Annotated in this window: 16 protein-coding genes; 7 read left to right on the forward strand and 9 right to left on the reverse strand. The window is 52.7% G+C overall.

What is annotated here, in order from left to right:
- The first annotated feature begins 45 nt into the window (after positions 1 to 45).
- The 3 genes from EPA93_RS25760 (at position 46) to EPA93_RS25770 (ending at position 6474) form a co-directional block, all read left to right on the forward strand.
- A complete protein-coding gene (locus EPA93_RS25760; protein WP_129890254.1) occupies positions 46 to 2013 on the forward strand; it encodes a protein kinase domain-containing protein in 1968 nt (655 codons plus the stop codon).
- Positions 2014 to 2249: 236 nt separating this feature from the next.
- On the forward strand, positions 2250 to 4205 hold the full coding sequence (locus tag EPA93_RS25765) for a serine/threonine protein kinase (RefSeq protein ID WP_129890255.1): 1956 nt from the start codon (positions 2250 to 2252) through the stop codon (positions 4203 to 4205).
- Positions 4206 to 4434: 229 nt separating this feature from the next.
- Positions 4435 to 6474, forward strand: a complete 2040-nt coding sequence (locus tag EPA93_RS25770; RefSeq protein WP_129890256.1) for a protein kinase domain-containing protein — start codon at positions 4435 to 4437, stop codon at positions 6472 to 6474.
- 68 nt (positions 6475 to 6542) lie between these two features.
- On the opposite strand, the gene EPA93_RS25775 is transcribed toward EPA93_RS25770, so the two are convergent.
- The 6 genes from EPA93_RS25775 to EPA93_RS25800 form a co-directional block, all read right to left on the reverse strand.
- Positions 6543 to 8018 carry an NADH-quinone oxidoreductase subunit N gene (locus tag EPA93_RS25775; protein WP_129890257.1) on the reverse strand — a complete coding sequence of 492 codons (1476 nt, stop codon included), beginning with the start codon at positions 8016 to 8018 and terminating at the stop codon, positions 6543 to 6545.
- Between the two features lie 41 nt (positions 8019 to 8059).
- Complete coding sequence (locus EPA93_RS25780; protein ID WP_129890258.1) at positions 8060 to 9646, reverse strand: complex I subunit 4 family protein; 1587 nt, start codon at positions 9644 to 9646, stop codon at positions 8060 to 8062.
- A gap of 8 nt (positions 9647 to 9654) precedes the next feature.
- Positions 9655 to 11769, reverse strand: coding sequence for an NADH-quinone oxidoreductase subunit L (nuoL, locus tag EPA93_RS25785; RefSeq protein ID WP_129890259.1), 2115 nt, complete (start codon positions 11767 to 11769; stop codon positions 9655 to 9657).
- A gap of 86 nt (positions 11770 to 11855) precedes the next feature.
- On the reverse strand, positions 11856 to 12179 hold the full coding sequence (nuoK, locus tag EPA93_RS25790; protein WP_129890260.1) for an NADH-quinone oxidoreductase subunit NuoK: 324 nt from the start codon (positions 12177 to 12179) through the stop codon (positions 11856 to 11858).
- A gap of 4 nt (positions 12180 to 12183) precedes the next feature.
- Complete coding sequence (locus EPA93_RS25795) at positions 12184 to 12708, reverse strand: NADH-quinone oxidoreductase subunit J family protein (protein WP_129890261.1); 525 nt, start codon at positions 12706 to 12708, stop codon at positions 12184 to 12186.
- 508 nt (positions 12709 to 13216) lie between these two features.
- Complete coding sequence (locus EPA93_RS25800) at positions 13217 to 14089, reverse strand: class I SAM-dependent methyltransferase (RefSeq protein WP_129890262.1); 873 nt, start codon at positions 14087 to 14089, stop codon at positions 13217 to 13219.
- 417 nt (positions 14090 to 14506) lie between these two features.
- Here EPA93_RS25800 and EPA93_RS25805 point away from each other — a divergent pair, with 417 nt between their 5' ends.
- The gene (locus EPA93_RS25805; protein WP_129890263.1) at positions 14507 to 14923 is read left to right on the forward strand and encodes a potassium channel family protein; all 417 of its coding nucleotides are present in this window, start codon (positions 14507 to 14509) and stop codon (positions 14921 to 14923) included.
- A 68-nt stretch (positions 14924 to 14991) separates the two neighbouring features.
- On the forward strand, positions 14992 to 15651 hold the full coding sequence (locus tag EPA93_RS25810; protein WP_129890264.1) for a potassium channel family protein: 660 nt from the start codon (positions 14992 to 14994) through the stop codon (positions 15649 to 15651).
- A 65-nt stretch (positions 15652 to 15716) separates the two neighbouring features.
- Here the strand turns inward: EPA93_RS25810 and EPA93_RS25815 are convergent, their stop codons facing one another.
- The gene (locus tag EPA93_RS25815) at positions 15717 to 17027 is read right to left on the reverse strand and encodes an AI-2E family transporter (RefSeq protein ID WP_129890265.1); all 1311 of its coding nucleotides are present in this window, start codon (positions 17025 to 17027) and stop codon (positions 15717 to 15719) included.
- Positions 17028 to 17528: 501 nt separating this feature from the next.
- Between EPA93_RS25815 and EPA93_RS25820 the strand changes: the two genes are divergently transcribed.
- Entirely contained in the window at positions 17529 to 17813 is a 285-nt protein-coding gene (locus EPA93_RS25820) for a hypothetical protein (RefSeq protein ID WP_129890266.1), read from the forward strand.
- 162 nt (positions 17814 to 17975) lie between these two features.
- On the opposite strand, the gene EPA93_RS25825 is transcribed toward EPA93_RS25820, so the two are convergent.
- Both EPA93_RS25825 and EPA93_RS25830 read right to left on the reverse strand, forming a co-directional pair.
- Complete coding sequence (locus EPA93_RS25825) at positions 17976 to 19310, reverse strand: S53 family peptidase (RefSeq protein ID WP_129890267.1); 1335 nt, start codon at positions 19308 to 19310, stop codon at positions 17976 to 17978.
- Between the two features lie 9 nt (positions 19311 to 19319).
- Positions 19320 to 20618: a S53 family peptidase gene (locus EPA93_RS25830; RefSeq protein ID WP_129890268.1), complete on the reverse strand. Its 1299-nt coding sequence runs from the start codon at positions 20616 to 20618 to the stop codon at positions 19320 to 19322.
- A 143-nt stretch (positions 20619 to 20761) separates the two neighbouring features.
- Here EPA93_RS25830 and EPA93_RS25835 point away from each other — a divergent pair, with 143 nt between their 5' ends.
- Positions 20762 to 24199, forward strand: a complete 3438-nt coding sequence (locus tag EPA93_RS25835) for an alpha-2-macroglobulin family protein (RefSeq protein ID WP_129890269.1) — start codon at positions 20762 to 20764, stop codon at positions 24197 to 24199.
- Positions 24200 to 24257 lie beyond the last annotated feature (58 nt).

The following is a 24257-nucleotide window of genomic DNA, read 5'->3' on the forward strand; positions in this document are numbered from 1 at the left end:
CTTGTCCTTACCTGCTATTTACCCTAAAGAAGTAAGGAAATATTCATGTCACTCGAAGGATCGAAACTTGGACATTACAGTCTCTTGCGCCTGATTGGCAAAGGGGGCATGGGTGAGGTCTACCTGGCCGAGGATCTCTATGTCAAGCGCCAGGTCGCGGTGAAGATAATCGGGCTAGAGCATACTACAGACTTGCAAGAGGCCACGCGCCTCTTCCAGCGCGAGATCCAGGCTATCTCCCAGCTTGACCATCCCCACATCCTGCCCCTCTTCGATTCGGGCGAAGAAGTCATCCAGGATCGCAGGCTCGCTTACATGGTCATGCCCTATCGCGCCGAGGGCTCCTTGCAGGATTGGTTGAGCCAGCAGAACATAAAGCAGCTTGCTCCTCACATAGTCGCGCATATTGTCGAACAGGCGGCGGCGGCTTTGCAGCATGCCCACGAACGCCAGCTCATTCATCAGGACGTCAAACCCTCCAACTTCCTCATGCGCCAGCGCAGTGAGCATCCCGAGTATCCCGATATCCTGCTCGCCGACTTCAGCATTGCCCGTTTCGAGAGCATAAGCGCGATGAAGAGCCAGCAGATCCGCGGCACGCCTGCCTATATGCCCCCAGAGCAGTGGCAAAGACACTCTACACCTGCTAGCGATCAATATGCCCTGGCCATTACTGCCTATCACCTTCTGGTTGGCCATCCTCCCTTTAGTGGGCGCATGGAGCAGGTCATGCACCAGCATTTCGATGTCCAGCCTCAGCCACCTAGCACGCTTAATCCACATGTCACCAACGCCCTTGATGCCGTCATTCTGCGCGCTCTTGCCAAGAAGCCCGAGGAACGCTTTCCATCTGTCTTGCAGTTTGCTCAGGCTTTCCAGCAAGCCTGGCAGGGACAGGGCGACATTTATATCAGCCTCCCACTGAGCAGCGAGGAAGCCCTCCACGGAGCCATACGAAACGTCACCCTGCCCGGCCGGCGCCAGATCTCAGCCAGCATTCCCCCCAACTCCCACAATGGCGATCAGATCCGCCTGGCAGAACTGGGTGAGCCCTACTATGCAGGCGGACCGCGTAGCGCCGTCATACTTACCCTCCTCGTCCAAGGCCATACCGCTTATGGTATCAACTTTCCCCCTGACACTGACTCTCTGTCTGAGCCTACTCTCAGAAAGACGCCCTCCGCTCCTCAAATTCCTCCACCACCTCCCTACTGGTCTACTCAGCCCATTACCCCCCCTAACACAATACGCCCCAGGCGCTTGCTGACCATAGTCGCTGTGCTATGTGCACTTGCTCTGCTTATCTCAGGCACTGTGGGTCTATTTATTTATCAGAATCACGTGCAAAGCATCCAGGCAACAGCCACAGCCACTGCCCTGCGCGCCACAACTACCGTCTCAGCCAGGCAAACCAGCATAGCAGCCATGACAGCCACGGTCACAACAGGCAACCATTACCCCAGTTATATGCCTGATAACGGCCAGATTTCTTTCTATGACCCAATGACTGATCCCAAAGACAAGCAATGGAGTGAAGATAGGTTATGTTACGCCACACAGGACGGCTACCATGTCTTGACGAATCAGGCTCATTATTATCGGTATTGCAGTTCAGCCAATACGTATGCAGACTTTGCTTTCGAGGTACAAATGAAAATAGTCAAAGGCGATTGCGGAGGACTGGAAATTCGCAATGATGGCCAGGGCAAAGCTTATCAGCTCGTAATTTGCGCAAATGGAGCGTATGGCATGTATCTATATGTAGATCTTGATGGAGCACACGCCAAAACTCTTTTGGAAAGCACCTCTGCTCTGATCCACGCTGAAGCAGGTAAATTGAATACCATTGGTGTCGTTGCTAAAGGGCCAGACATCAGGCTCTTTGTTAACGGCTACACACTAGGCCATATACAAGACAACACATATCAAAAAGGCTATATCGGACTGCTAGCTACAGCATACGACAATCCAAGCGAGGTTGTCTACCAAAACGCCCGCATCTGGATCTTCTGATAGAGCAACAAAAACGGGGCTCCATTTTCGCAATGTATCTATTTTTTCTATAAAACCTCTTTTTCACGCTAAAAAAGATAAGGCCTGGATGGCCTTATTTTTCTGTTGTTATCTGCTATAATAGTACTCGTATTGAACGATTAGATGTAGTTTTATGGTTCTGCTAAATCCTCTACAAATGAAAATAAACTCTACACTTTTATTTCTAGGAAGCGTAGAGTAGTAAGGAAACATTCATGTCACTCGAAGGATCGAAACTTGACCACTATCGGCTCTGCCATCTCATCGGCAGTGGTGGCATGGGCGAGGTCTACCTGGCCGAGGACCTCTATGTCAAGCGACAGGTCGCCATCAAAATTATTCGCCTGGAACACGTTTCTGACGAGCAAGACAGCACCCGCCTCTTCCAGCGCGAGATTCAGGCTATCTCCCAGCTTGACCATCCCCACATCCTCCCTCTCTTCGATTCGGGCGAAGAAGTCATCCAGGACAAGCAACTGGCCTACATGGTTATGCCCTATCGCGCCGAGGGCTCCTTACACGATTGGTTGCGCCGTCAGAATATAAAGCAGCTTGCCCCTCAAGTCGTCGCACATATCGTCGAACAGGCGGCAGCGGCCTTGCAGCATGCCCACGAACGCCAGCTCATTCACCAGGATGTCAAACCCTCCAACTTCCTCATGCGGCAGCGCAGTGAGCATCCTGAGTATCCCGATATCCTGCTCGCCGACTTCAGCATTGCCCGTTTCGAGGGCTCAAATACCATGAAGAGCCAGCAGATCCGTGGTACGCCTGCCTATATGCCCCCAGAGCAGTGGCAAAGACACTCTACACCTGCTAGCGATCAATATGCCCTAGCCATCACTGCCTATCAGCTCCTGGTTGGCCATCCTCCCTTTAGTGGGCGCATGGAGCAGGTCATGCACCAGCATTTGCACATGCCACCTCAGCCTCCCAGCACATTGAATCCCAATGTGAGCAATGGGCTGGATGCCGTGATTCTGCGCGCTCTTGCCAAGAAGCCCGAGGAACGCTTCCCCTCCGTCTTGCTGTTTGCCAAGGCCTTCCAACAGGCCTGGCAAGCTCCTGGTGATATCCATATCCGTCTGACGTTGAGCCGTGAAGAAGCGCACCTGGGAGCCAGGCGCCACGTCACCCTGCCCGGCCGGCGCCAGATCTCAGCCAGCATTCCCCCCAACTCCCACAACGGAGATCAGATCCGCCTGGCTGAACTGGGCGAGCCCTACTATACAAGCGGACCGCGCAGCGCCGTCATCCTTACCCTTGTCGTGCAGGGAGAGGATATCTTTCCGCCTGACTCTGAGCCCACTCTCAGAAAGACGTCATCCGCCCCTCAACTTCTCCCACCACCCTACGAGCCAACCCAACCCGTCCCTCCTTCCAGGCCTACTTCCATTCTCCAATCCAGGATAAAGCCACGCCTGCGACTGGTAATCGCTGCAGTACTTGGCATAGTCGCACTTCTGGGCGTAAGCTTTGCAGCCATGAGTATTCACCAGGACCAACTAAGAGTTCAGGCAGCCGCGACCGCCAGCGCCCTGCAGGCCACGGCAACACAGGCCAGACAAACCAGCATCGCCGCCACTACTGCCACTGTCACTGCAGGCAACCGCTACCCCAGCTATATGCCCGGTAACGGCCAGATCACCTTCTATGATCCAATGACTGATTCCAATGACAATCAATGGAGTGTGAGTGACACGTGCAACTTTTCTGAGGATGGCTATCATGCCAAGAGTAATCAGCTTAATTATTATTATTATTGCAACTCAGCCAATACGTATGCAGATTTTGCCTTCGAGGTACAAATGAAAATAGTCAAAGGCGATTGCGGAGGGCTGGAAATTCGCAATGATGGCCAGGGCAAAGCTTACCACTTCGAAGCATGCGCCGGAGGTCATTATTCACTTGTTTTCACCCCCGATAATACCGGAAATAACAACAAAACGCTCTTAGAAGGGACCACTTCTTACATTCAAAGCGCGACAGGCGCCTTGAACACGCTTGGCTTTTTCGCTAAAGGGCCAGATCTCATACTCTTTGTCAACGGCTACACGCTAGGCCATGCACAAGACAACACATATCAAAAGGGCTATATCGGGCTACTGGCTTTCGAATATTCATTTCAAACCGAGGTCGTCTACCAAAATGCCAGGATATGGACCTTTTAAGCTAGCGCTCAAGCATGCCCACATTTTCACATTTTGCCATATTTTTCTTCATAGATCTCTTTTTCGCGACAAAAGGGGGAGATACCTTAATTTTCAGCCCTTAGCTGCTATAATAGTACTCGCATTGAACGATTAGATGGAAGTTTTATGATCCTGCACATTACTCTCCACCTAAAAATCACTCTACGCTTTTAGCTCTAGGAGAGGATAGAGGAGTAAGGAAACATTCATGTCACTCGAAGGATTGAAACTTGGCCACTATCGGCTCTGCCAACTCATTGGCAGTGGCAGCATGGGTGAGGTCTACCTGGCCGAGGACCTCTATGTCAAGCGGCAGGTCGCCATCAAGATTATTCGCCTGGAACACGTTTCTGACGAGCAAGAGGCCACCCGCCTCTTTCAGCGCGAGATCCGAGCTATCTCCCAACTGGACCATCCTCACATCCTCCCCCTCTTCGATTCGGGTGAAGAGGTGATCCAGAACCGCAGGCTCGCTTACATGGTCATGCCCTACCGCGCCGAAGGTTCCTTGCTTAACTGGTTACGCCGGCAGCGGAAAAAGCAGCTTGCTCCTCACATAGTTGCGCATATCGTGGAACAAGCAGCTACTGCCTTGCAGCATGCTCACGAGCGCCAGATCATTCATCAGGACGTTAAACCCTCCAACTTCCTCATGCGCCAGCGCAGTGAGCATCCCGAGTATCCCGATATCCTGCTCGCCGACTTCAGCATTGCCCGTTTCGAGAGCGCAAGCGCCGTGAATAGCTGGCAGATTCGCGGTACGCCTGCCTATATGCCTCCTGAGCAATGGCGAAGGCAATCCGCTCCGGCCAGCGATCAATATGCCTTGGCCAGCAGCGCCTATCACCTCCTGATCGGCCATCCTCCCTTCAGTGGCCAGATGGAGCAGGTCATGCACCAGCATTTTACGGCGCAGCCCCAGCCGCCCAGCACACTCAACCCTCAGGTTAGCCACGCATTGGATGCCGTCATCCTGCGCGCCCTCGCCAAAAACCCCGAGGAACGCTTTCCTTCCGTTTTGCAGTTTGCCCAAGCTTTCCAACAAGCCAAGAAAGCTCCCGGCGATATCCATATCAGTCTGTCCATCAGCGGCGAAGAGGCTCGCGCAGGCGTTATCCGCACCGTCACCCTGCCCGGCAGGCGGAAGATTGTAGCAACAATCCCACCCAATTCTTACAATGGTAAGCAGATCTACCTTGCTGAACAGGGTGAACCCTACTATGATGGAGGACCGCGCAGCCCCGTCGTCCTTACCCTCGTCGTCAATAAAAATGCCACAGCTGGATCTGCCTTCCCACTCGACACTAACTCCCATTCCTTACCTGAGCTTATCACCAAAAAGGTGTCCTCCACGCCTCAACTTCCTCCATCCCCTTCCCGCGAGCCTGCCCAACCCTTCGCGCCTCCCAGCAGCGGAAGCATGTCGGCCATGGGCAAGGCTGCCTCTGAGCCTTCTCCAAACAAGCGCCCCAGCCCAACACCCCGGCCACGGCGCTTGCTCATCATAGTCGCTGCGCTTGGCCTTCTTCTCATTCTCACCTCGGGCGCCACAGGCCTGTTTCTCTACAAGAATCACGCGCAACGCATCCTGGCCATGGCCACCGCCAGCACGCTCCAGGCTTCCGCAACAGCTGTCAGAGAGAGGAACATTGCTATCGCTGCTACTGCCACCGTTACTGCGGGCAACCATTACCCCAGCTATATGCACGGCAGCGGAAAGCTAGAGATCTATGAACCATTAAATAATCACATAAATAGTCTATGGCCCGAAAGTAACACTTGTGGCTTCTTCCAGGATGGCTATCACATTCAAGAAGATAATATCAACCATTATCACGATTGCATCTCGGCCAGTACTTACACTGATTTCACCTTCGAGGTACAAATGAAGATCTTAAAAGGGGACTGTGGCGGCTTTGACATTCGCAATAACGGCCTGGACAAAGCCTACCTCTTTGAAGTATGCGCTGGCGGAACCTATACACTCATTTTCTACCCAGACAAAACAGGAAACAATATTAAAGTCCTCGTGCAGGGCATCTCTCCACTTATCAACAAAGGAGTAGGAGCGCTAAATACCGTCGCTATCGTGGCCAAAGGGCCAGATATGACGCTCTTTGCCAATGGCAATGTGCTGGCCAGCACGCAGGATAGCAGCTCTAAAGAGGGCCACATCGGACTGGCAGCCTCCGAAGGTTCAGCGCCAACTGAGGTCGCCTTTCAAAACGCCAGAATATGGACCTTCTAAGCAGCAACAAAAACGGGGCGCGTTTAAACACGCCCCATTTCTTAGCTGCAAGCATATTTCTTGCAATCCTACTTGCCAAGGAAAACCATCAGGCTGGCCGCAGCCGGCATCGCAGCCTGCAGGACCAGTTGCGCCACCACAGTAATCACCAGCAGAGCAGCGGTTGCCAGCGTTATCGCTGTACCCAGGCCTAGCGGCGTCACCAGGCGCTCGTTCTTCACCGGAGCATCAAAGAACATCACCTTCACCAGGCGACCATAGTAGACAAGCGAGACGATGCTATTGAGCAGGGCGATCACCACAAGCCAGGTCTGACCCAGGCCCCAGGAAGCCGTAAACAGTATAATCTTGCTCCAGAAACCTGCCACCGGCGGAATACCTGCCAGCGAGAGCAGACAAAGCGCCGTACCCACACTCAAAAGTGGTGCGCGCCGCCATAGTCCCCGGAAGTCTTCGATACGCTCACCGCCAGTCAATTGGGCCAGCGTAATGATACCAGCGAACGCCCCAAGATTAGTGATTACATAAACCAGGATGAAAAACAAAACTGCAGCGTTGCCATCTGGCTTATTGGTAGCAAAGCTGGCAATGAAGCCAACCAGGATATAGCCAGCCTGCGCAATGCTGGAATAGGCCATCATGCGCTTCACATTCGACTGCACCGCGGCCACGATATTGCCAAGGGTCATCGTCAAAACTGCCACAATCGAGAGGACAACAACCTGCGAAGTCAGATTGACCTGGCCCAGGCCGCCAAACATGAAGACACGGATCAGAGCCGCAAAACCTGCAGCCTTAGAGCCAACCGAGAAGAAAGCCGTGGCCGGCGTAGGCGCGCCCTCGTAGATATCGGGCGCCCACATATGGAAAGGTACTGCCGAGATCTTGAAGCCAAAGCCCGCGATAATCAACACGCTGGCAATCAGCAGCAGCAGATTGCCCTGCGTAATGCCCGTCTTAATGGCATGCGCCACGCCTTGCAGATCGGTAGTCCCGGTCAGGCCATAGATCAGCGCGAAGCCATAGAGCAAAATCGCCGAAGACATGGCTCCCAGCAAGACATACTTCACCGAAGCCTCTGCCGAGCGCTCACTAGTGCGAATCAGGCCCGCCATCACATAGAGCGGAATACTCGTCAGTTCCAGCGAGATATAGATAGTGATCAGCTCGGTCGTACTGGCCATCAGCATCATGCCCACTACCGAAAAGAGCATGAGCACATAGAACTCGCCGTCAGCCTTGACATACTTCCCCACATAATCGTAGGAAGCAAGAATCATCACGGCGGCGATCATCAAAAAGATGATATCAAAGAATAACGCATAAGGGTCCACAGTCAGCATATTAAAAAATGCTGTATGGGTTCCCTGCAAAGTCAGAGCCTGAGATATCGTAAAACCTACCGGCACAATCAGGCCAACGAGAGCCACAGTGGCAACGACAGCGCGGCGTTTGACGAACAGATCGACCACCATGACCACCAGCGCTAACAACGTCAGCGTAAGCTCTGGTGCCAGCAGGTAAAGATCAGACAAGTGAAACATACAAACTCCTTACCCCCCCGGGGCGACCTCTGAGGCCGCCCTTATTTTATCATCGCCACAGCCGCCTGCATCACATGGGTCAGGCTGGGTGTTATCACATCGATCAGGGGTTTGGGATAGACACCAACAAGCACGATCACGGCAGCCAGAACGAAGAGGGGCACCACTTCGCGCAAGCTCGCATCCGGCAACCAGGCCCACTTCTTATTGAAGGGCCCATAGAAAACCCGCTTGATCATCCAGAGCAAGTAAGCAGCAGTCAAAATCATTGTGAAGACAGAGACTATCGTCGCCGCCTGCCAGATCTGATAGCTGCTGGTAAAGACCATATACTCCGCCACGAAGCCAGCCAGTCCAGGCAGGCCCAGAGAAGCGAGAGCAGCGAAGGTAAAGAGCGTCGCCAGCATAGGCATCTTCTTGGCCACGCCTCCGAAGACTGCGATCTCACGCGTATGCGCATGGTCGTAAATTACGCCAACGCAGAAGAAGAGCAGGCCAGTAATCAAGCCATGGCTAAACATCTGCACCGTGGCCCCCATAAGCGCCGCCGTGCGAAATGCTACATCACCACTGCCGGCGGCCGCAGCCACACCCAGCAGCACGATACCCATATGGCTAACGCTGGAATAGGCTATCAGCTTCTTCATGTCCTTCTGGACCAGACAGATGCCCGCGCCATAGATAATGTTAATTACCGCGATGACGGCAAGCCAGCCAGCAAACTGATGAACACCAAGAGGGAAGAGCGTAAAGCAGATGCGGATCAGCCCATAGGCGCCCATCTTGAGCAGCACGCCGGCCAGGATCACGCTCACCTCAGTAGGCGCATCGGTATGGGCATCTGGCAGCCAGGTATGGAAGGGGAACATCGGGATCTTCACGGCGAAGGCCACAAAAATCAGCAGGAAGACCAGCAGCTGCGCTCCTACCGTCACGCCAATAATTGGCAGCGTGATGGTATCGTTGAACATATGCGCCACAAAGTAGGGCATACTGCCCGTCGCCGGGTTTCCATGGCTGATGTTCAGGAAGTAGAGCAGCAGAATCCCTACCAGCATAAAGACGCTGCCGAAGAAGGTATAGATCAAGAACTTCCAGGCCGAATAGATACGCCCGGGCATGCCATGCTTCACAACGTCGCTGCCCCAGACACCGATGAGGATAAACATCGGAGCCAGCTCGACTTCCCAGAAGAGGAAGAAGAACAGCAGATCAAGGGCCATAAAGACGCCCATCACGCCAGCTTCCAGGATCAGCAGCAGGGCCATGTAATCTTTGACACGGTTCTTTTCCCAGCCGCCGATAATCGCCAGCATGCTAAGCAAGGCATTCAAGACCACCATGGGCAGGCTCAAACCATCCACGCCCAGGAAGTAATCAACCTTAATTTCTAAGCCGGCCGTCTTAAAATCAATCCATGGCAGATTTATCGATTCGGCCAGATGTTGTAGGTCGCCAAAGCCCTGAGATATATGTGTAAAGACAACCACCAGCGACAAGACAAAAGTGGCGGCAGCAAAACCCAGCGCCACCCAGCGTGCCGGCTTGGTCGGCAAAGCATAGATTACCACAGCGCCGATCACAGGCAGCAGGATAATCCAGGTGAGAATACTTGAGAATATCGTCATGATCCTTCTTATCCTCTCACGAACGTGACCAGCACAAAGACGATCACCGCCAATACTGCAACGCCACCAAAGAAGCCAACCATGTACGCCTGTACTCTACCTGTCTCAACCTGGCGCACGCCACGGCCAAACGACGTAATAATATAGGCCACGCCATTGACAATTCCGTCCACGATATACGCGTCAAAGGCCTGCTCAACATGTGATATGCCAAGCACCACGTAACGGATAAACAGATCGTAGAGATCCTCAATATAGTAACGGCGGTAAAGGATGCGATGCAATACGCGCAAAACTGCATTCCCCTGCACGACAGCATCAACCTTTGCCGGCTCAACGCGTGCATAGAGGAAGTAGGCCCAACCAAGGCCGATAAAGGCCACCACCACGCCAACCCAGGTCAGCGGTGAGCTTATAATATGGGCAAAATTGAGTCCCTCCGCATGGGGATCAAGGTAAGTGAAGAAGCCGAACCAGTAGCCAGCGATTACCGAAGGAATGGCCAGCAGGATCAAAGGAATCGTCATTGTCCAAGGCGACTCGTGCACCTCACCGGTCCCGCGATAAGGACCACCCCAGAGGCCACCGAGCTTACCACCCTTACCGCCAAAGGCCCGAATATAGGCGCGCAACATATAGAAAGCCGTTAGGCCAGCCGTACCAAGCGTAATGATATACAGTCCCCAATTACCATGTTCCAGCGTCAACTCAATAATTGTATCTTTACTATAGAAACCTGCGAAGAAAGGGAAACCAGAGATTGAGAGTGTAGCAATTAACCAGGTGGCTGCTGTAATTGGCATACGTGTGGCCAGACCACCCATCAGGCGCATATCCTGTACTTCCTTATGCATAGCATGATGCAGGCCATGTAGCACGCTACCGGCGCCAAGGAAGAGAAGAGCCTTAAAGAAGGCATGGGTAAACAGATGGAACATACCGGGGCCAGCCCCCAGTTCTGGACCGGCCACGCCCAGGCCCACAAACATATAGCCTAGCTGACTAATCGTCGAATAGGCAAGCACGCGCTTGAAGTCGCTCTGCACCAGGGCAATCGTCGCCGCAAAGAGCGCCGTGAAGCCGCCAATCCAGGCCACTACCTCAAAGGCTGCCGGACCAGCTGCGGCAAAGAGCGGATAGGTACGGGCCACCATATAGACGCCGGCCGCCACCATCGTCGCCGCGTGGATCAGCGCGCTCACCGGGGTCGGGCCTTCCATAGCGGATGGCAGCCAGATGTGCAGCGGGAATTGAGCAGACTTACCAATCGCACCACAGAAGACCAGGATCATCGCAATCGTCAGAACCGTCTTATCCATGGACTGCACATGAGCCGCAATATCCTGGAAGTCGAACGAGTGAACGTTGGCGAAAAGGATCATAATTCCAATAATAAAGCCAACATCACCAACACGGTTCGCGACAAAAGCCTGGATCGAGGCAGTAGCAGGCGAAGGACGCAACTCTGCCGGCTTTTCGCGCTTATTAATCCAGAAGCCGATGAGCAGATACGAGCTCAGACCGACCAGCTCCCAACCCACAAAGATAACCAGAAAATTCTGGGCGAAGACGATCACCAGCATCGAAAAGGCAAACAGCGAGAGGTAAGAAAAAAAACGAGCATAGCCCGCCGAGTTTGCCATGTAGCCCTGGGAATAGAACTGCACAAGAAGAGCGACCGTCGTCACAACCACCATCATCGTGATGGCCAGCCTGTCGAGGTGGAAAGCAATGGTATAATGAGCCACCCCCCACTCATAAGAAAACACCGAGATGCCAGCTTCCGGCAAGACACCCGGGTTTGTGAAAGTGTTAATAAAGAGTACCCAGGAATAGATACAGGCCAGGGCCATAATCAAAATAGCCACATAGCCACTCACCCTGGCACCTACAGTTAAAGCAGGTACCGTTGGATCATCATCATAATCCTGACTGTCCTCGCCATGACCTTCAGACTCGCCTCCATGTCCCCCGTGAGCCTCCCCATGAGCTCCCTCGTGACTTACAGCCTTCTCCCCACGTGGACGGCTGAGCAAATCCCAGTTACGAGTACCAAAGATAATAACCACGAAAGCGAGAAGCGGCGCGAACAGAATCAGCCAGGAGTATTGATATAACGCCATATGAACTCAGTGCGCACAGCATCATTGAGACACTACGATAGCCAGAGCGCACATCTCCTTTCTTTAGCAGAAGCCCTGGTCTGGATTCAAAACTTCATCATATCTATTTCGCCAACATCCACCGTACTACGTTTGCGATAAATTGCTATAACCATCGCAAGAGCGACCGCTGCCTCTGCCGCCGCCACAGTGATAATGAAAATAGCGAATATTTGCCCCGTTAGGTAGGTCGAGTAGGGCTTCACCTGGTTAAAAAAGGAAAAACCCACCATCGTAATATTAACGGCGTTCAACATAATCTCGATACCCATCAATACAGCAATTGCATTACGCTTAGCAATCGCACCGTATAAGCCGATGCAGAAGAGTACCGCGCCAAGTATTAAAAAATGATTGAGAGTAAGTCCCATACCATTAATCCTCCCTACCAATAACAATCGCACCGACAATGGCTACCAGCAATACCAGCGAGGCAATTTCAAAGGGTAATACGTAGCTATATGTCGTGGGACTGTATAATAATTGACCGATACGCACAACGTTACTGATACCTGCCGGGAGCTGTCCTGCTCCATTCCCCACGTTGGCAATCGCGCGATTGCTAAACGTAGCAGCATAGACAATACTCGCCCCCACCAGGGCACAGATAATCATGCCTATCCACCACAGCTTGTTGGTAGGGTTTGTTCTTACCTGTCCACCGATGCGCGTCAACATAAGCGCAAAGAGGATCAAGATGGTTACCGCGCCTGCATAGACCAGGATCTGTACAATCGCGATAAACTCAGCGTTGAGTAGCACATAAATTCCTGCAGCCATCGCAAACATGACTATAAGCGCCAGCGCGCTATGCACAATGTTGTTAAGGCCAACTACAAGCAACGCCGACCCTACCAGGATCACCGCGATGATCCAGAAAATGAGGGTGGCTAAGTCCATAAAAACATACCTCCGGATTATATCGGATCGTAATCTTAATCTTGGACAAGAGGAGAATATTACATCCCTGTCGGTTCTCTGCTACTTGTATTGTATCATCCATGACGCGATGCGGAGAAACCGCGTCGTGGGGATGGAAGGATACATTGTCCCATTGGATTCTAACAAAACATCAGACATGTGACAAGAGCAAATATCACCCCGCGCCACAAAACGCAGAACATCTTCGCCAAAGAGCTCTTTGTCAGGCCTCTCAGGATTATTTATACTCCTTGCTGCCTTAACCCACAGGGTACTATCTGGCAAAAGCCTGACCCACCTGGGACAAAAAATCTGCGCTGGGCAAACAGGTCTGGGGAAATTACTAATGAAGAGATTGGAGGAGGAGTGCGCATCAGGTATGCACGCTCTCCGGCTCCATACATATAAAATAAGTAGTGGTTGAACTGATCTGTGCAAATAGCACCGCTTTGCTGAACAGCAGCGCTACCTCTATCCCGGCACAAGCTTATCTGGACTTATATCCCCAGGCTGTGCGCAGATTCCAGGTAGAATGGAAGGTGTCTTGCTGCATCTCCTCAAGAGCCTGCTTACAGATTGCCTCATAGTCTCCTGAGATACAGCCCCATTTCTGGATAAAGGCCTTTAGATTACGCAGAACATATTTGCAATCGTTATAGTAGGCCTGCCCGGCTGGCGTTCCTGTACGATATTCCAGGGCATAAGAACGCGTCTGAACCTGCTGGCAGCCGTGCTGCGTAAGCAGGCGCGCTAGATGGTCAATAATGCCTGTTGTGTTGTTCTCAAAGAGATGCCCTGACTGGAACATGGCGCACTGGAACATAGCGAAGAATTGCGTGAGGGCGGGACTATTGTTCTGATGCTCAATCTCGGGCTCGGTAACGCGAATGACGGCCTGGGGACGCGCGATGCGCAACATCTCGCTAAGCATTTTGGGCCAATCCCAGGTGCGCATAAAACTACCGCTACAACGCATATTGACGAGATCAAAATAATTGTTGGGAAATTCAAGCATGCGCAAGGCATCCATGACATGGAACTCAACGCGATCAGCAACTTGCGCCTTCTCGGCTTGCTCACGCGCATAGTCCACCATACGCTTACTCACATCAATACCGATCAAAGTCATCGTTGGATAGGTTTGCGCTGCTTCAATGACCCATCCTCCACTTCCGCAGGCCACATCGAGCACGCGCCGGTATGCACTCGGATCTGCCTGCTCAGGTAAAATACCCCCCATGGAAGCCGTGATCATCTGGTCTTGAACGGTGACCCGCTCAAGCTCCTCTAAATTTGTACGATCTTGCACAAAATAGGTACTGGGATGCTCTTGCTTTGATGACTCAGGCGGATTAGACATAGTGGCATTCCTTTGCTCTTATTTTTTGCTCGCCGCTGCTCATAGACCTGCCGAGGGCTCTCCTCAGCAAGCCAGCAACATTCGCCGATATTATACAGGAGCTGCTGACGCCTGTCGAGCATGGCTAGAGCTTTCTGCCGCTATTTATCTTTGCCTTCCCTGCTAAGGCCAGGAAGAAACGTGATAAGTAGAGGTCTTCCAACGCAGCACTAGAGCTAACACAGCAAAGCCAATTTGGAGAAATAGAAAGCCGCGGGAGAGCGCGCAGGAAGCCGCGGCAGGGTAAATCGGGAAGCCTAACCATAAGTTCTAAAGTTCATGAACTTAACATAATGAATATGTCCACATGCTATAATACAAGATGGTTTATCACCATCCAATCCTATCAGCGGTCGTCAGACCGACAGGAGGCTATTCGTGAAAGTTGTCATTCTCGGCTGTGGCCGCGTGGGAGCTACATTGGCGACGCAGCTAGATAAAGCAGGGCATAGCGTATCAGTAGTTGATAGCAGCAATGATGCATTTCAGCGTCTTGACCCGGAATTTGGCGGTATGAAGATACTGGGCAATGGCATTGAGCAGCATGTTCTTAAACGAGCCGGCATTCTTGAGGCCGACGCCTTTGTAGCTGTCACCAACGGCGATAATCGTAACATCATGGCGAGCCAGATCGCCAAAGAGATCTTCCATATCAAAAAGGTTGTCTGCCGCATCTACGACCCTATTCGCCAGCTCACCTACAATGAGCTTGGCATGGAGACCATCTGCCCCACGTTGATCAGTGCGAACATACTCTTTGACGCCGTGACAGTGGATACAAAGCACAAAGTATAAAGTGCTTGCAGCCATAAGCTGCGCAACAAGCAAATCACACTTACAAGGAAGGGACAAGAGGCACTCGTATGTATATCATCATTGGAGGTGGTGGCGAAGTTGGCTACTATCTCGCTAGAAATTTATTGAATCGGGGTCATGAAGTTCTGCTTCTGGACAAATCGGCAAGCCGCGTGCAGACCCTGACCGAGGAACTGGGGCAATCAATTCTTCGGGGTGATGCCTGCGAAGCGCGAACTATGGAAGAGGCAGGGGCACAGCGTGCAGATGTAATCATTGCGGTAACCGGTGAGGATGAGGACAACCTGGTAATCTGCCAGATGGCCAAAAAGCGCTTCAACGTTGGTCGTACCATCGCACGCCTGAACAATCCTAAGCATGAAGAGCTATTCCAGAAACTGGGCATCGATGTATCTATCAGCCCAACCAAGGCCATTCTCTCCCTCATTGAATCCGAACTTCCTGGCCCCCATTTCGTTCTGCTCATGACGCTTAAGAAAGCTGGTCTGGAGATCGTTGAGATGAGCATTCCTGCCCTTTCTCCCGTGGTAGGAAAGCAATTAAATCAGATCAATCTGCCCCGCAGCAGCAACCTTGCGCTGATTATCCGTGGGGATGAGACCATCTTTCCTACCGGAGAAACCGTGTTGATGGAACACGACGAAATTTATGCTCTGGTAAACCATGATGGCGAAGAAGAACTACGACGCACATTCGGTACCGATTAAGCGCTGCAACCAGTCATCTCGACAGTGATAAGGACCCTGGAGTTATCCTTATCACTGCTCAGCCATTATGTACGAATGCGATCGCCGTTGTCCTGCCTGTGCTCCCCCTCCTCATTTTGTGAAGGCTCAGGCTTTTCCTCTTGCTGGCTACGCACATGAAATAGCTCTGTGTGCTCGGGAGCGCTATCTGTTTCAGACCTGGCCTCAGGCCCCGCGTTTTGCAGAGGTTGACGTTTTTTAGGCATGTGCAATTGTGGGGGACGCCGAATCACCCAGCTTGCGCGCCTCCGTTTGGCCAGTATCTGGTCGGCACTCTCTCCACGTATCGAACGGTACAGGCTGGCCACGACCACCCAAATCGCCGCGACAATAGGTGTGGCAATCAGCGCCCCAAGAGGGCCTAGCAACTTTGCACCTATCAACAAGGCTAGCAGAGAAGCTACAGGATGCAAGCCAACCGCATGCCCTACAATGCGCGGCCCCAGAATATTGCTTTCTATGGCCTGAATAGCCACAAATGCCAACACTATATAAAATGTACGCGGGAATGGGTCGGGCAGGAGCAAAGAGAGCGCGATGGCCGGGATAGAGGCCAGCGCCGGACCCACCATCGGGATCGTCTCAAAGATGAAGGCGAGCACTCCCACAAGGTATGCGTAGTTCTGCAGCCCGGTAGCCACACACACCAGGCTGGCCATACAGCCAACGATGAGGGCCAACGTCAACTGGCCGCGAATATAATTACCCACGACACGATTAAGGGCATCCTCGAACAACAATACATGCGGCAAGGAGCTCTTTGGCATGATGCTCACAATGCTATCGCGAATGCGTTTCCCATCGAGGGTAAGATAGAAACTTATCACGATAACCAGCAGAATATCGATAAAGCCATTTGTAATCACAAAGGCAAAATTGAGGACGTTGCTGGCCATCGATCTGGCAAAATCTGTAGCCTGCAACTGAATCTGGTCGATGGCCGCACGAATGTTGGCATCAGGAATATGGCCCTGCGTTTCCAGAAAGTTGATGAGGTTTACCATGGTTGTGGGCAAGTTCAAGGCAAAATCAGTAATGGTCTGTGAGAAGTTTAGCGCTTGCTGAATCAGCGAGAAAACCAGGGCATAACCAAGAGCGCCAAGAAGAGCCAGCATGATTATATAGACAATAAGGGTGGCCACGACACGCGGAACATGATACCTGGCCAGAAGATTGGCCGCCGGTGTGAGCAGAAAAGCTACGGCCATTGATAAGAGAAGAATAATAATAACATCAATAAATTGTCCCGCAAAGCTTCCCAATGCCCAAACTATCACCCCAAAGCAAATAATGCATATAAGAATATCTCGTGTGCGGTGCCAATCAATTTGCGCCATATTTTTCCCCTTCAGCAAACGTTGAAGACGGCCTTCCTGTATTGTGACAGGTTTTTCTTGAAAGAACAAGATATTTATCCTTCATATATTCTACGAACCTCCGGAAGGTGACGATCCATATTCAGCTTCCTCTTTTCTACTATGCATATGGTGCATACCCTTACAACGAACAAGGCGCGTTTCAGGTGAAACTTTATGTCTACCTCCTTCGTTCATCTATGGGGAATACCAAAAAGGGGGATATTGCTAATCTTGCCAGCTCCGATTGATGGAAATAAATAAGATTTGTTAAGTGAGAACAAGCAGAGCTGAGGTTAGGAGAAATGTATTACAACAAGCGAACAGCTCATCTCGGCGCGTACTGACAGAGAGCGCAAAAATCAGCCAGGCTTACTCACGCTATTAGTACTATCATCAATGTTAATTTTATCTATTCGTTTCGTCTATATCAATACGGTACTTACGCTGTTTCAATGTGAACAGCTTGAAAGAGGATGGCCCGTGGATGTATCTACTACCGTGATGACACCAACACAACTTCTTTTAACCTGGGGATTGATGGGAATTCTATTCATCTGGACCTTTATCTTTGCCTTTTTAGCGCTACGTCCAGCTAGAAAGAAGGAGAGTCGGGCACAAACCTTGACTACTCCTGTCTCCACCATTTCATCCTCAGCTAAGCTACATGTGACCTCCGGCCAAAGCGGTTCGGCTCTCCCAGCGCGTAAGGGTGTCAGGGGACACGAACAGGTTGGCGACGTTGGAGCAAGCTCGGTAGCGCGTTAGTTAAAAGAAGCTAAAGGTAAGCATTGGGGCAAAGTGAGCATATGCATAATATGGTCAAATCTGCCGCAATTAGCGCTTTTATTTATTATAGTAGCCTGGCACTTCTATCACTGCGCTGGCAGTGTCAGGCACTCTCTTTTAGCTGCCAGCTCTCCTGCCTCTCTATGTGATCGCTTTGACCAGATCGGGCAGGAGTTTTTCGGCATCAGGCGCGCCCAGACCTGTTACCGCGTCCCAGCCGGGAACCGCCTTATAGCCCGGTACTTTGCTCAGGCGATTCGTATTATCTCCACTCGTAATATCGCGAAAATCTTGTGTATAAGCAGGAGATGCGCCTAGCTTATAGAGTGCAGGATTGATAAATCCTAGAGGATGCCCCGCCATCTGATTAGCAATAGCCATCAATCCGGCCCAGAGTGGCGTTGCTGCGCTCGTACCTCCCGCCAGCCCCCACGAGCCGCTCGTATAGACAGCCAGTCCCGTGTAAGGATCGGCAGCCGCCGCAACATCGGGCACGCCTCGGTGATGGTTAAACTCTGCCTGGACGCTGGCCGGCAACGTCTTTTGGTAGGCTGGCATCGGATAAAAACGGCTGAAGCCGCCACCACTACTCTGGCCATCCCCTATATCGCTCCAGGCCTTCTCCGTAAAGCCTGCGCCATTGCGCTGCAAGGTAGTTCCCCCTACGCTAGTGACCCAGGGAGAAGAGGCGGCAAAGCTTGTGGTAGGGACCGTGGCAAGTTTGCTGCCATTCAGATCTGCATAATCGGTTGCGCCATTATCGCCAGAAGAAGAGAAATAGGTAACGTGCTGCTGAAGAGTAGCCTTTTGGAGAAACTCATTCCATTTCTTAAGCTCCTGTTGCCCGGCCGCATCCTGCAATGTCAGTTCAGAAGCTCCCCAGCTCTGCGTCACAATATTGCCAAGTTTATGATCGAGGGCATATTGCTCTAGCTGACGAAATTCGGGCAAGCCAATCGTGCCCTCAGTCTCGGCAACCGGGCTGACCAGTACCACGACTTTAGCCTCTGGCGCGATGGCGTGAATGATCTGTACATCAAGGTTCGTCTCAAAGGCCCACGTCGATTTATCATCAAGGGGATCATATTCCTTCGCTTTAAGCGGCGAAATGATCTGAAGATCAATTGGCGGCAGACCGAATTGCCGATCGAAGACTTTCATATCTTCCTGCAAAGTTGGGCTGCCAAAGGAAACAATATCGATTACAGTCTGACCTTTGCCGGTAAAGCCCTTTTGCAGCAACGATTCTACTCCATAGGCCTGGCGCAAGGCCGTGGGCGTAAAGCAGCCGGAAAAATTTCGTACGGAACGTGGGCAGATAGTGGTTCCTTGAGAGCTGTTCGCCGATGGGGTGGCAGTTACTCCTGGCCTGCTTAGTAAGCTACTTCTATTGCTCCTGTCTCCGCCGGTTCCACAGGCGGCCAGCAGAACAAGCAGGCAAAGTAATATAAGGAGTCGTCGTAAGAAGAATACCATACTTTACTCCTATTTCAAGGCGGTTATCAGATCAGGAATGAACTGGCTGGCCTGCGGCGAGCCCCAACCCGTGACGGCATCCCAGCCCGTGGCAGCGGCAAAGCCCTGGACTTTGACCGGACCATCTACGCTGTTATCCCCTTCTGTAATATCGCGGAAATCTCTGGTTTGTTTCTGCGCAGCCATTTTATAGATGCCAGGATTCAGGAAACCCAGCGCATGACCTGCCGTCTGGTTAGCTACAGCAACTATCCCGGCGACAAGTGGCGTGCTCGCGCTGGTACCGCCAACCTGATTCCAGGAGCCGGCGAAATAGATTGCCATGCTTGTATCCGGGCTGGCATCGGCAGCCAGGTCGGGCAAGCCGCGACGCCCCGCCAATTGACTCTGAACTGTTGGCGGCAGATTTTTTTGATAATCCGGCTGGCTGAAAAACTGGCTGCTGCCACCCCCGCTGCCCTTCCAGGCCTGTTCAGCATAGCCAGTCGCAGTATGCTGTAACACAGTTCCCCCCACAGAGGTAACCCATGGAACATCCGCCGGAAAATTGACGACAGGAGTAGGAGAGAGCTTGCTTCCCGCCAGGTCTGTCCAATCGGTTGCGCCATGATCGCCCGAGCCAGACAGGATGGTCCAGCCTTCCTGGGTAGTGATGCGTCGATAGAAATCGCTATAGTCTTTCACTAATTGCTGACCCGCGCCATCCTTGAGCGTTACCTCGGTGGCCACAAAGCTCTGCGAGAAGATCTGCCCCAGATGATGATTGACTGCATATTGCTCTAGCTTGAGAAACTCGGGCAGGCCGATAGTTCCTTCAGTTTCATCAACCGGGCTGGTCATCACGACGATCTGGGCCTCGGGAGCAAGGGCATGAATCATCTCTACATCGAGCTCTGTTTCCTCTGCCCAGCCCACCATTTCCGCGTTATTAGCATCAAAAGGGACAGTGCCAAGCGGGGCAATAACCTGAACTTTGACGGGAGGCAAGCCGAATTGTTTACTGAACACATCTAGATCTTTCTGCAGAAAAGGGCTGCCATACGAGACAATATCGACAACAGTCTGGCCTTTTCCGGTAAAGCCCTGCTCCGTGAGCGTTTCCAATCCATAGGCACGGCGCAGCCCATAGGGAGTATAGCAGTTCTTGACCTTCTTAAGCTCCGCCGGACAGGTATCCAGCAGCGTACTTGCATTGATCCAGGCAGGTTTAGACGTAGCTACCTGACTACCATTCCCGCCATTTGTCTGACAGGCGGAAAAGAGAAGGAGCATAAAAAGTAAGGCTATTAATCTGGGCCAGCGCGGCATTCTATTTCTTCTCCTTGAATCGTCAACAATCCCTATTATATCCTAACGAGTTGCTGTTGTACTTTCACCTAAGGTAGTGTAAGGTTATCTACTAGTCATAGTAATAACAACGATAAATACAGCAATTCGGAGGCAAAAAGCTTATGCCGCAACATAGATCGTTACCCGAACATGATCCTCATGTGTCTATAGATGAAAATCTGGCCAGACAAGCGCTCGCCGACGATGTATTTCTGGGCAGCTGGTTCGTCTTCCTACGTCAGGGCTGGCTTGCGCAAGCGGGGTTAAAGGCCTTCCTGCCACCCTCTTCTGAAGCTTTTGAACGTGCCTCTATAGTTTTTCGCGGTCAGGAGCATCTCAGGTTACAGGGCCTACAACTGAGCAAACCCTTGCCAGAAGCAGTCCAACTCGTCTCTCTGACTAGCGATAAGAGCCTCTACCGCCAGAAACACGACCCCATACACTTGCTCATCGTGGCGCCTGAGCATCAAGGTGAGAAAGTGCAACTATCTCTCTACTTATACGAAGAGACCTATGCCGACTATAAGCTTACCCTTGACGAATATGGGCTCTGCCTCTTGTCGCTGCAAGATTTGCCCGCAGGCCAGTACAGGGCTGAGCTTGAGGATTATGGCGGTCCCGCGTGCAGCTTTGAGATCGCAGAATACCGGCTTGCAGCCCTGAATGCTGAGTTGAGCGAGCAAAGGCTCAGCGGCGATACGCTGCGTTATACCCTGGCAGTCAGCAGCTTTAATCAGCCCTATAGCGGTCCCATTGAGATTGAGTTGCAGGAGCAGGGGCAACGGGTCGGTTCGCGCACAAGGCTGCATTGCAATCGCGCGGGCGAAGCCCGTGGCGCATTCAAGCTCACGGGCGCCGGACCCTTTACGCTCAATATCTTTGCCGGTGAACGCACGGCGACTGTCCCTTTGAAGGGCACGGAACAGGAACGCCGCGAGACCCTGACCATCAGCGAGCTCGGCGAGGGGCGTGAGCTCAGCCTTTTACCCCTGCCTCGCTCGAACATGTGCCGTGGCATGTATATTACGCGTGGGGCCGCCAACAACGAGCCATTCCTTGTACAGCGCGCACTTGGCCGGGAAGTCGAGATCATGCCCCGCGTGGCTGCTGCTATGCTGCGTGTGGTTGTCGTCGATGCGGTTCATGGCACATACGAGGAAACATATCATGAGCAGGTCCAGGCCAATCAGCCCTTGCGCATGCCTATTCCTGCTCCCTACGGCATCGTGCTCCTTGGCGCATTTATTGAGGGCCAGGCCTGGGAGGGCTGGTGCGCGGTGCTGCGTCCTCCTGAGCTGCAGCTCCAATGCACGGCCCCGCAAAAAGCCAGGCCAGGTAGTCGCGTCACAATTAAGCTCAAAACCTCTCTGACTGAGCGCGTCGTCCCCATCCATTTAATCATCAAGGATCAGCGCCTCTCAGCGCAGAGCGATCCGCAAGTCGAGCTCGCCGCCTGCATTAAGGAGAATCTTGCCGCCTGGGATGAGCAATCAGTCGTCGGCTTTATCGAGCGTAGCCTGGGAAAGATGCAACTCCCCAGTCCAATATATGCGCGCCCGATGCTATTTCGCGCCATGGCCGCCCCCCAATTTGCTACTGGCGCAGTGCCGGTCGGTTTCGCTGGCGCGCCGCTTCCAACGGGTTCGGCAGTTGCGAAGAGCGCAAAAGAGCTGACAAAAGTCCGCATGCAGTTCCCTGAAGTGATCTACAACAACATAGTCAAAGTGCGGGGCGAGACGGAGCTTGAGGTAAAGCTTGGCGATAGCCTGACGCGCTATAGCATCGAAGCTTTTGCTATCCTGCTCGAAACCCTCGATTGGCAACGCGTTGAGACCAGTCTGGAAGCCGTGCAGCCCGTCTACGGAGAACTGAGCGTCTCGCCCTTTGTCTTTCCCGGCGATCCCGTCCTGGGACGCCTCGACGTTGGCGCCGCCTCGGGCAGTGCGATCGTTGATGTGCGGCACAATGGCGAAATTCTCCCTCTATTTTATGCAGATGGTACGGCTGTCACACCTGGCTTGCCTATCCCCTCGGGCTCAGCTTTGCGCTTCCTGGTGCGCCCCGGTACCATTACTTCGACTGTGCGCGATGGTCGCCAGGGTGGCAGCGATGTAAGCGAGCGCTATGTGAGCGAGCCCGGCCAATTGCGCCACATCCAGCGCAGCCTACGCCTTCTGCAGGCCAACGAGGAAGTGAATGTACGGGAGCTGCAGGCGCTAGAGCTGCGGTTGCTGCCTACTTTAGAGCAACCCTTCACAGTGCTGGTAGAGGCAGCTTCGCGCTACCCCTACGGTTGTATCGAGCAAACTTCGCTCAAGCTCCTGGCTATGTTTACCGGCTATATCACGGCCCGCGAAGCGCAGAAGGCGCGCGAATATGAAGCAGCTATTCTGCCCTGGTACAAACGCTTGCAGAGCATGTATCTGCCGGGGCAAGGTTTCTGCATGTATCCACCCGAGGAGAGCGGTCAACCGCAGTCCGATCACTTCTGGGCACCCAAAGGCGTCAGGCATTTGCTGAGCCTGCCCAGGCCGCAAGACTCTGGTCTCCAGTTGCAAAGCTTACAAGACATTCTGCAGGACATTTATGCTATGGCGCTGGATGCGGCGTCCTACTACAAGCTGGCTAATCCGCCCCGTGAGATCAAGGATTGCCACGACGCTTATCTGGTCCTTACGGCCGAAAATACGTCCCCAGCAGAAAAAGGTAAGGCTCTGGCCTTTGTACGCACCCGCTTGAAAGCTCAGGGAGAGCAGACCTATGTAGAGGACTCTGAGGCTAATAAGATCTATGGTCCCGCAGTCGCCAGGCGCCAAGAGACGGCCTATGCTGCCGCAGCCCTATTGAGAGCGGGCAACCAAAGTGATCTTCCCCGCGCGCTTGCCGCCACCAACTATCTGAGCGCCCAACTCAACGAGCAGGGATGCTTCTATAGCACTATCGATACAGCAGCAGGCCTGGCCCTCTTTACAGCCTTACGCGCCGCCGGGCTGCTCACGGAAACTGAAAACGAGAAGCAGCAAGTCAGACTGAACGGCCAGCCAATGAGCCTTACGGAGGCCCTGAGCCATACCGAAAGCATTGAGAGTATACGCTGTCTCTCCGGCCTGGCACTTGTACAAATAACCAGCGAGGTCAGCGAAAGCTGGTCTACCTTCAAGAGCCAGCTCGCAGTTGCCGTACAGCTAGAAAAAGATGGGCGAGCTCAGCGCAGCTTCCAGGTTGGCGACGAGCTTGAGCTGGTCATCAGCGTGCCCCGCTACGAGGCTGGCCTGATTGCCCACATCTGCTTACCCGATGCCCTGGCCCGCATCATTGGTGGCGCGCAGGTCAAGCGTTTCAGCCTGGATTTTTGTGGCAAGAAGAGCATCCGCATCCCCCTGGCAGCTATAACCGCAACAAGCTTACCAGATAAGTTCAGCAGTGCTAGTGAGACCGATGCTTCAAAAACCTCTGAAGAGCAACATTGGGCAGTTATCGTGCGCAATATGTTCAAAGAGGAACAAGTTGGCAATCCGGGCTTATTAAAAGTTGTGGTAAAGGAACATAGCTCAATGTAGTCCTATAGTCCTACGTGGGGCTTGAGAAGCTTGACCGAACAGCCCCACTTTGGGTACA

This window comes from Ktedonosporobacter rubrisoli, assembly GCF_004208415.1.
Taxonomy (GTDB): Bacteria; Chloroflexota; Ktedonobacteria; order Ktedonobacterales; family Ktedonobacteraceae; genus Ktedonosporobacter; species Ktedonosporobacter rubrisoli.

Bases quoted from the DNA above. Each gene is read 5' to 3' on its own strand.
- EPA93_RS25760 (WP_129890254.1), top strand. From the start codon at position 46: ATGTCACTCGAAGGATCGAAACTTGGACATTACAGTCTCTTGCGCCTG.
- EPA93_RS25765 (WP_129890255.1), top strand. From the start codon at position 2,250: ATGTCACTCGAAGGATCGAAACTTGACCACTATCGGCTCTGCCATCTC.
- EPA93_RS25770 (WP_129890256.1), top strand. From the start codon at position 4,435: ATGTCACTCGAAGGATTGAAACTTGGCCACTATCGGCTCTGCCAACTC.
- EPA93_RS25775 (WP_129890257.1), bottom strand. From the start codon at position 8,018: ATGTTTCACTTGTCTGATCTTTACCTGCTGGCACCAGAGCTTACGCTG.
- EPA93_RS25780 (WP_129890258.1), bottom strand. From the start codon at position 9,646: ATGACGATATTCTCAAGTATTCTCACCTGGATTATCCTGCTGCCTGTG.
- nuoL (WP_129890259.1), bottom strand. From the start codon at position 11,769: ATGGCGTTATATCAATACTCCTGGCTGATTCTGTTCGCGCCGCTTCTC.
- nuoK (WP_129890260.1), bottom strand. From the start codon at position 12,179: ATGGGACTTACTCTCAATCATTTTTTAATACTTGGCGCGGTACTCTTC.
- EPA93_RS25795 (WP_129890261.1), bottom strand. From the start codon at position 12,708: ATGGACTTAGCCACCCTCATTTTCTGGATCATCGCGGTGATCCTGGTA.
- EPA93_RS25800 (WP_129890262.1), bottom strand. From the start codon at position 14,089: ATGTCTAATCCGCCTGAGTCATCAAAGCAAGAGCATCCCAGTACCTAT.
- EPA93_RS25810 (WP_129890264.1), top strand. From the start codon at position 14,992: ATGTATATCATCATTGGAGGTGGTGGCGAAGTTGGCTACTATCTCGCT.
- EPA93_RS25815 (WP_129890265.1), bottom strand. From the start codon at position 17,027: ATGGCGCAAATTGATTGGCACCGCACACGAGATATTCTTATATGCATT.
- EPA93_RS25825 (WP_129890267.1), bottom strand. From the start codon at position 19,310: ATGGTATTCTTCTTACGACGACTCCTTATATTACTTTGCCTGCTTGTT.
- EPA93_RS25830 (WP_129890268.1), bottom strand. From the start codon at position 20,618: ATGCCGCGCTGGCCCAGATTAATAGCCTTACTTTTTATGCTCCTTCTC.
- EPA93_RS25835 (WP_129890269.1), top strand. From the start codon at position 20,762: ATGCCGCAACATAGATCGTTACCCGAACATGATCCTCATGTGTCTATA.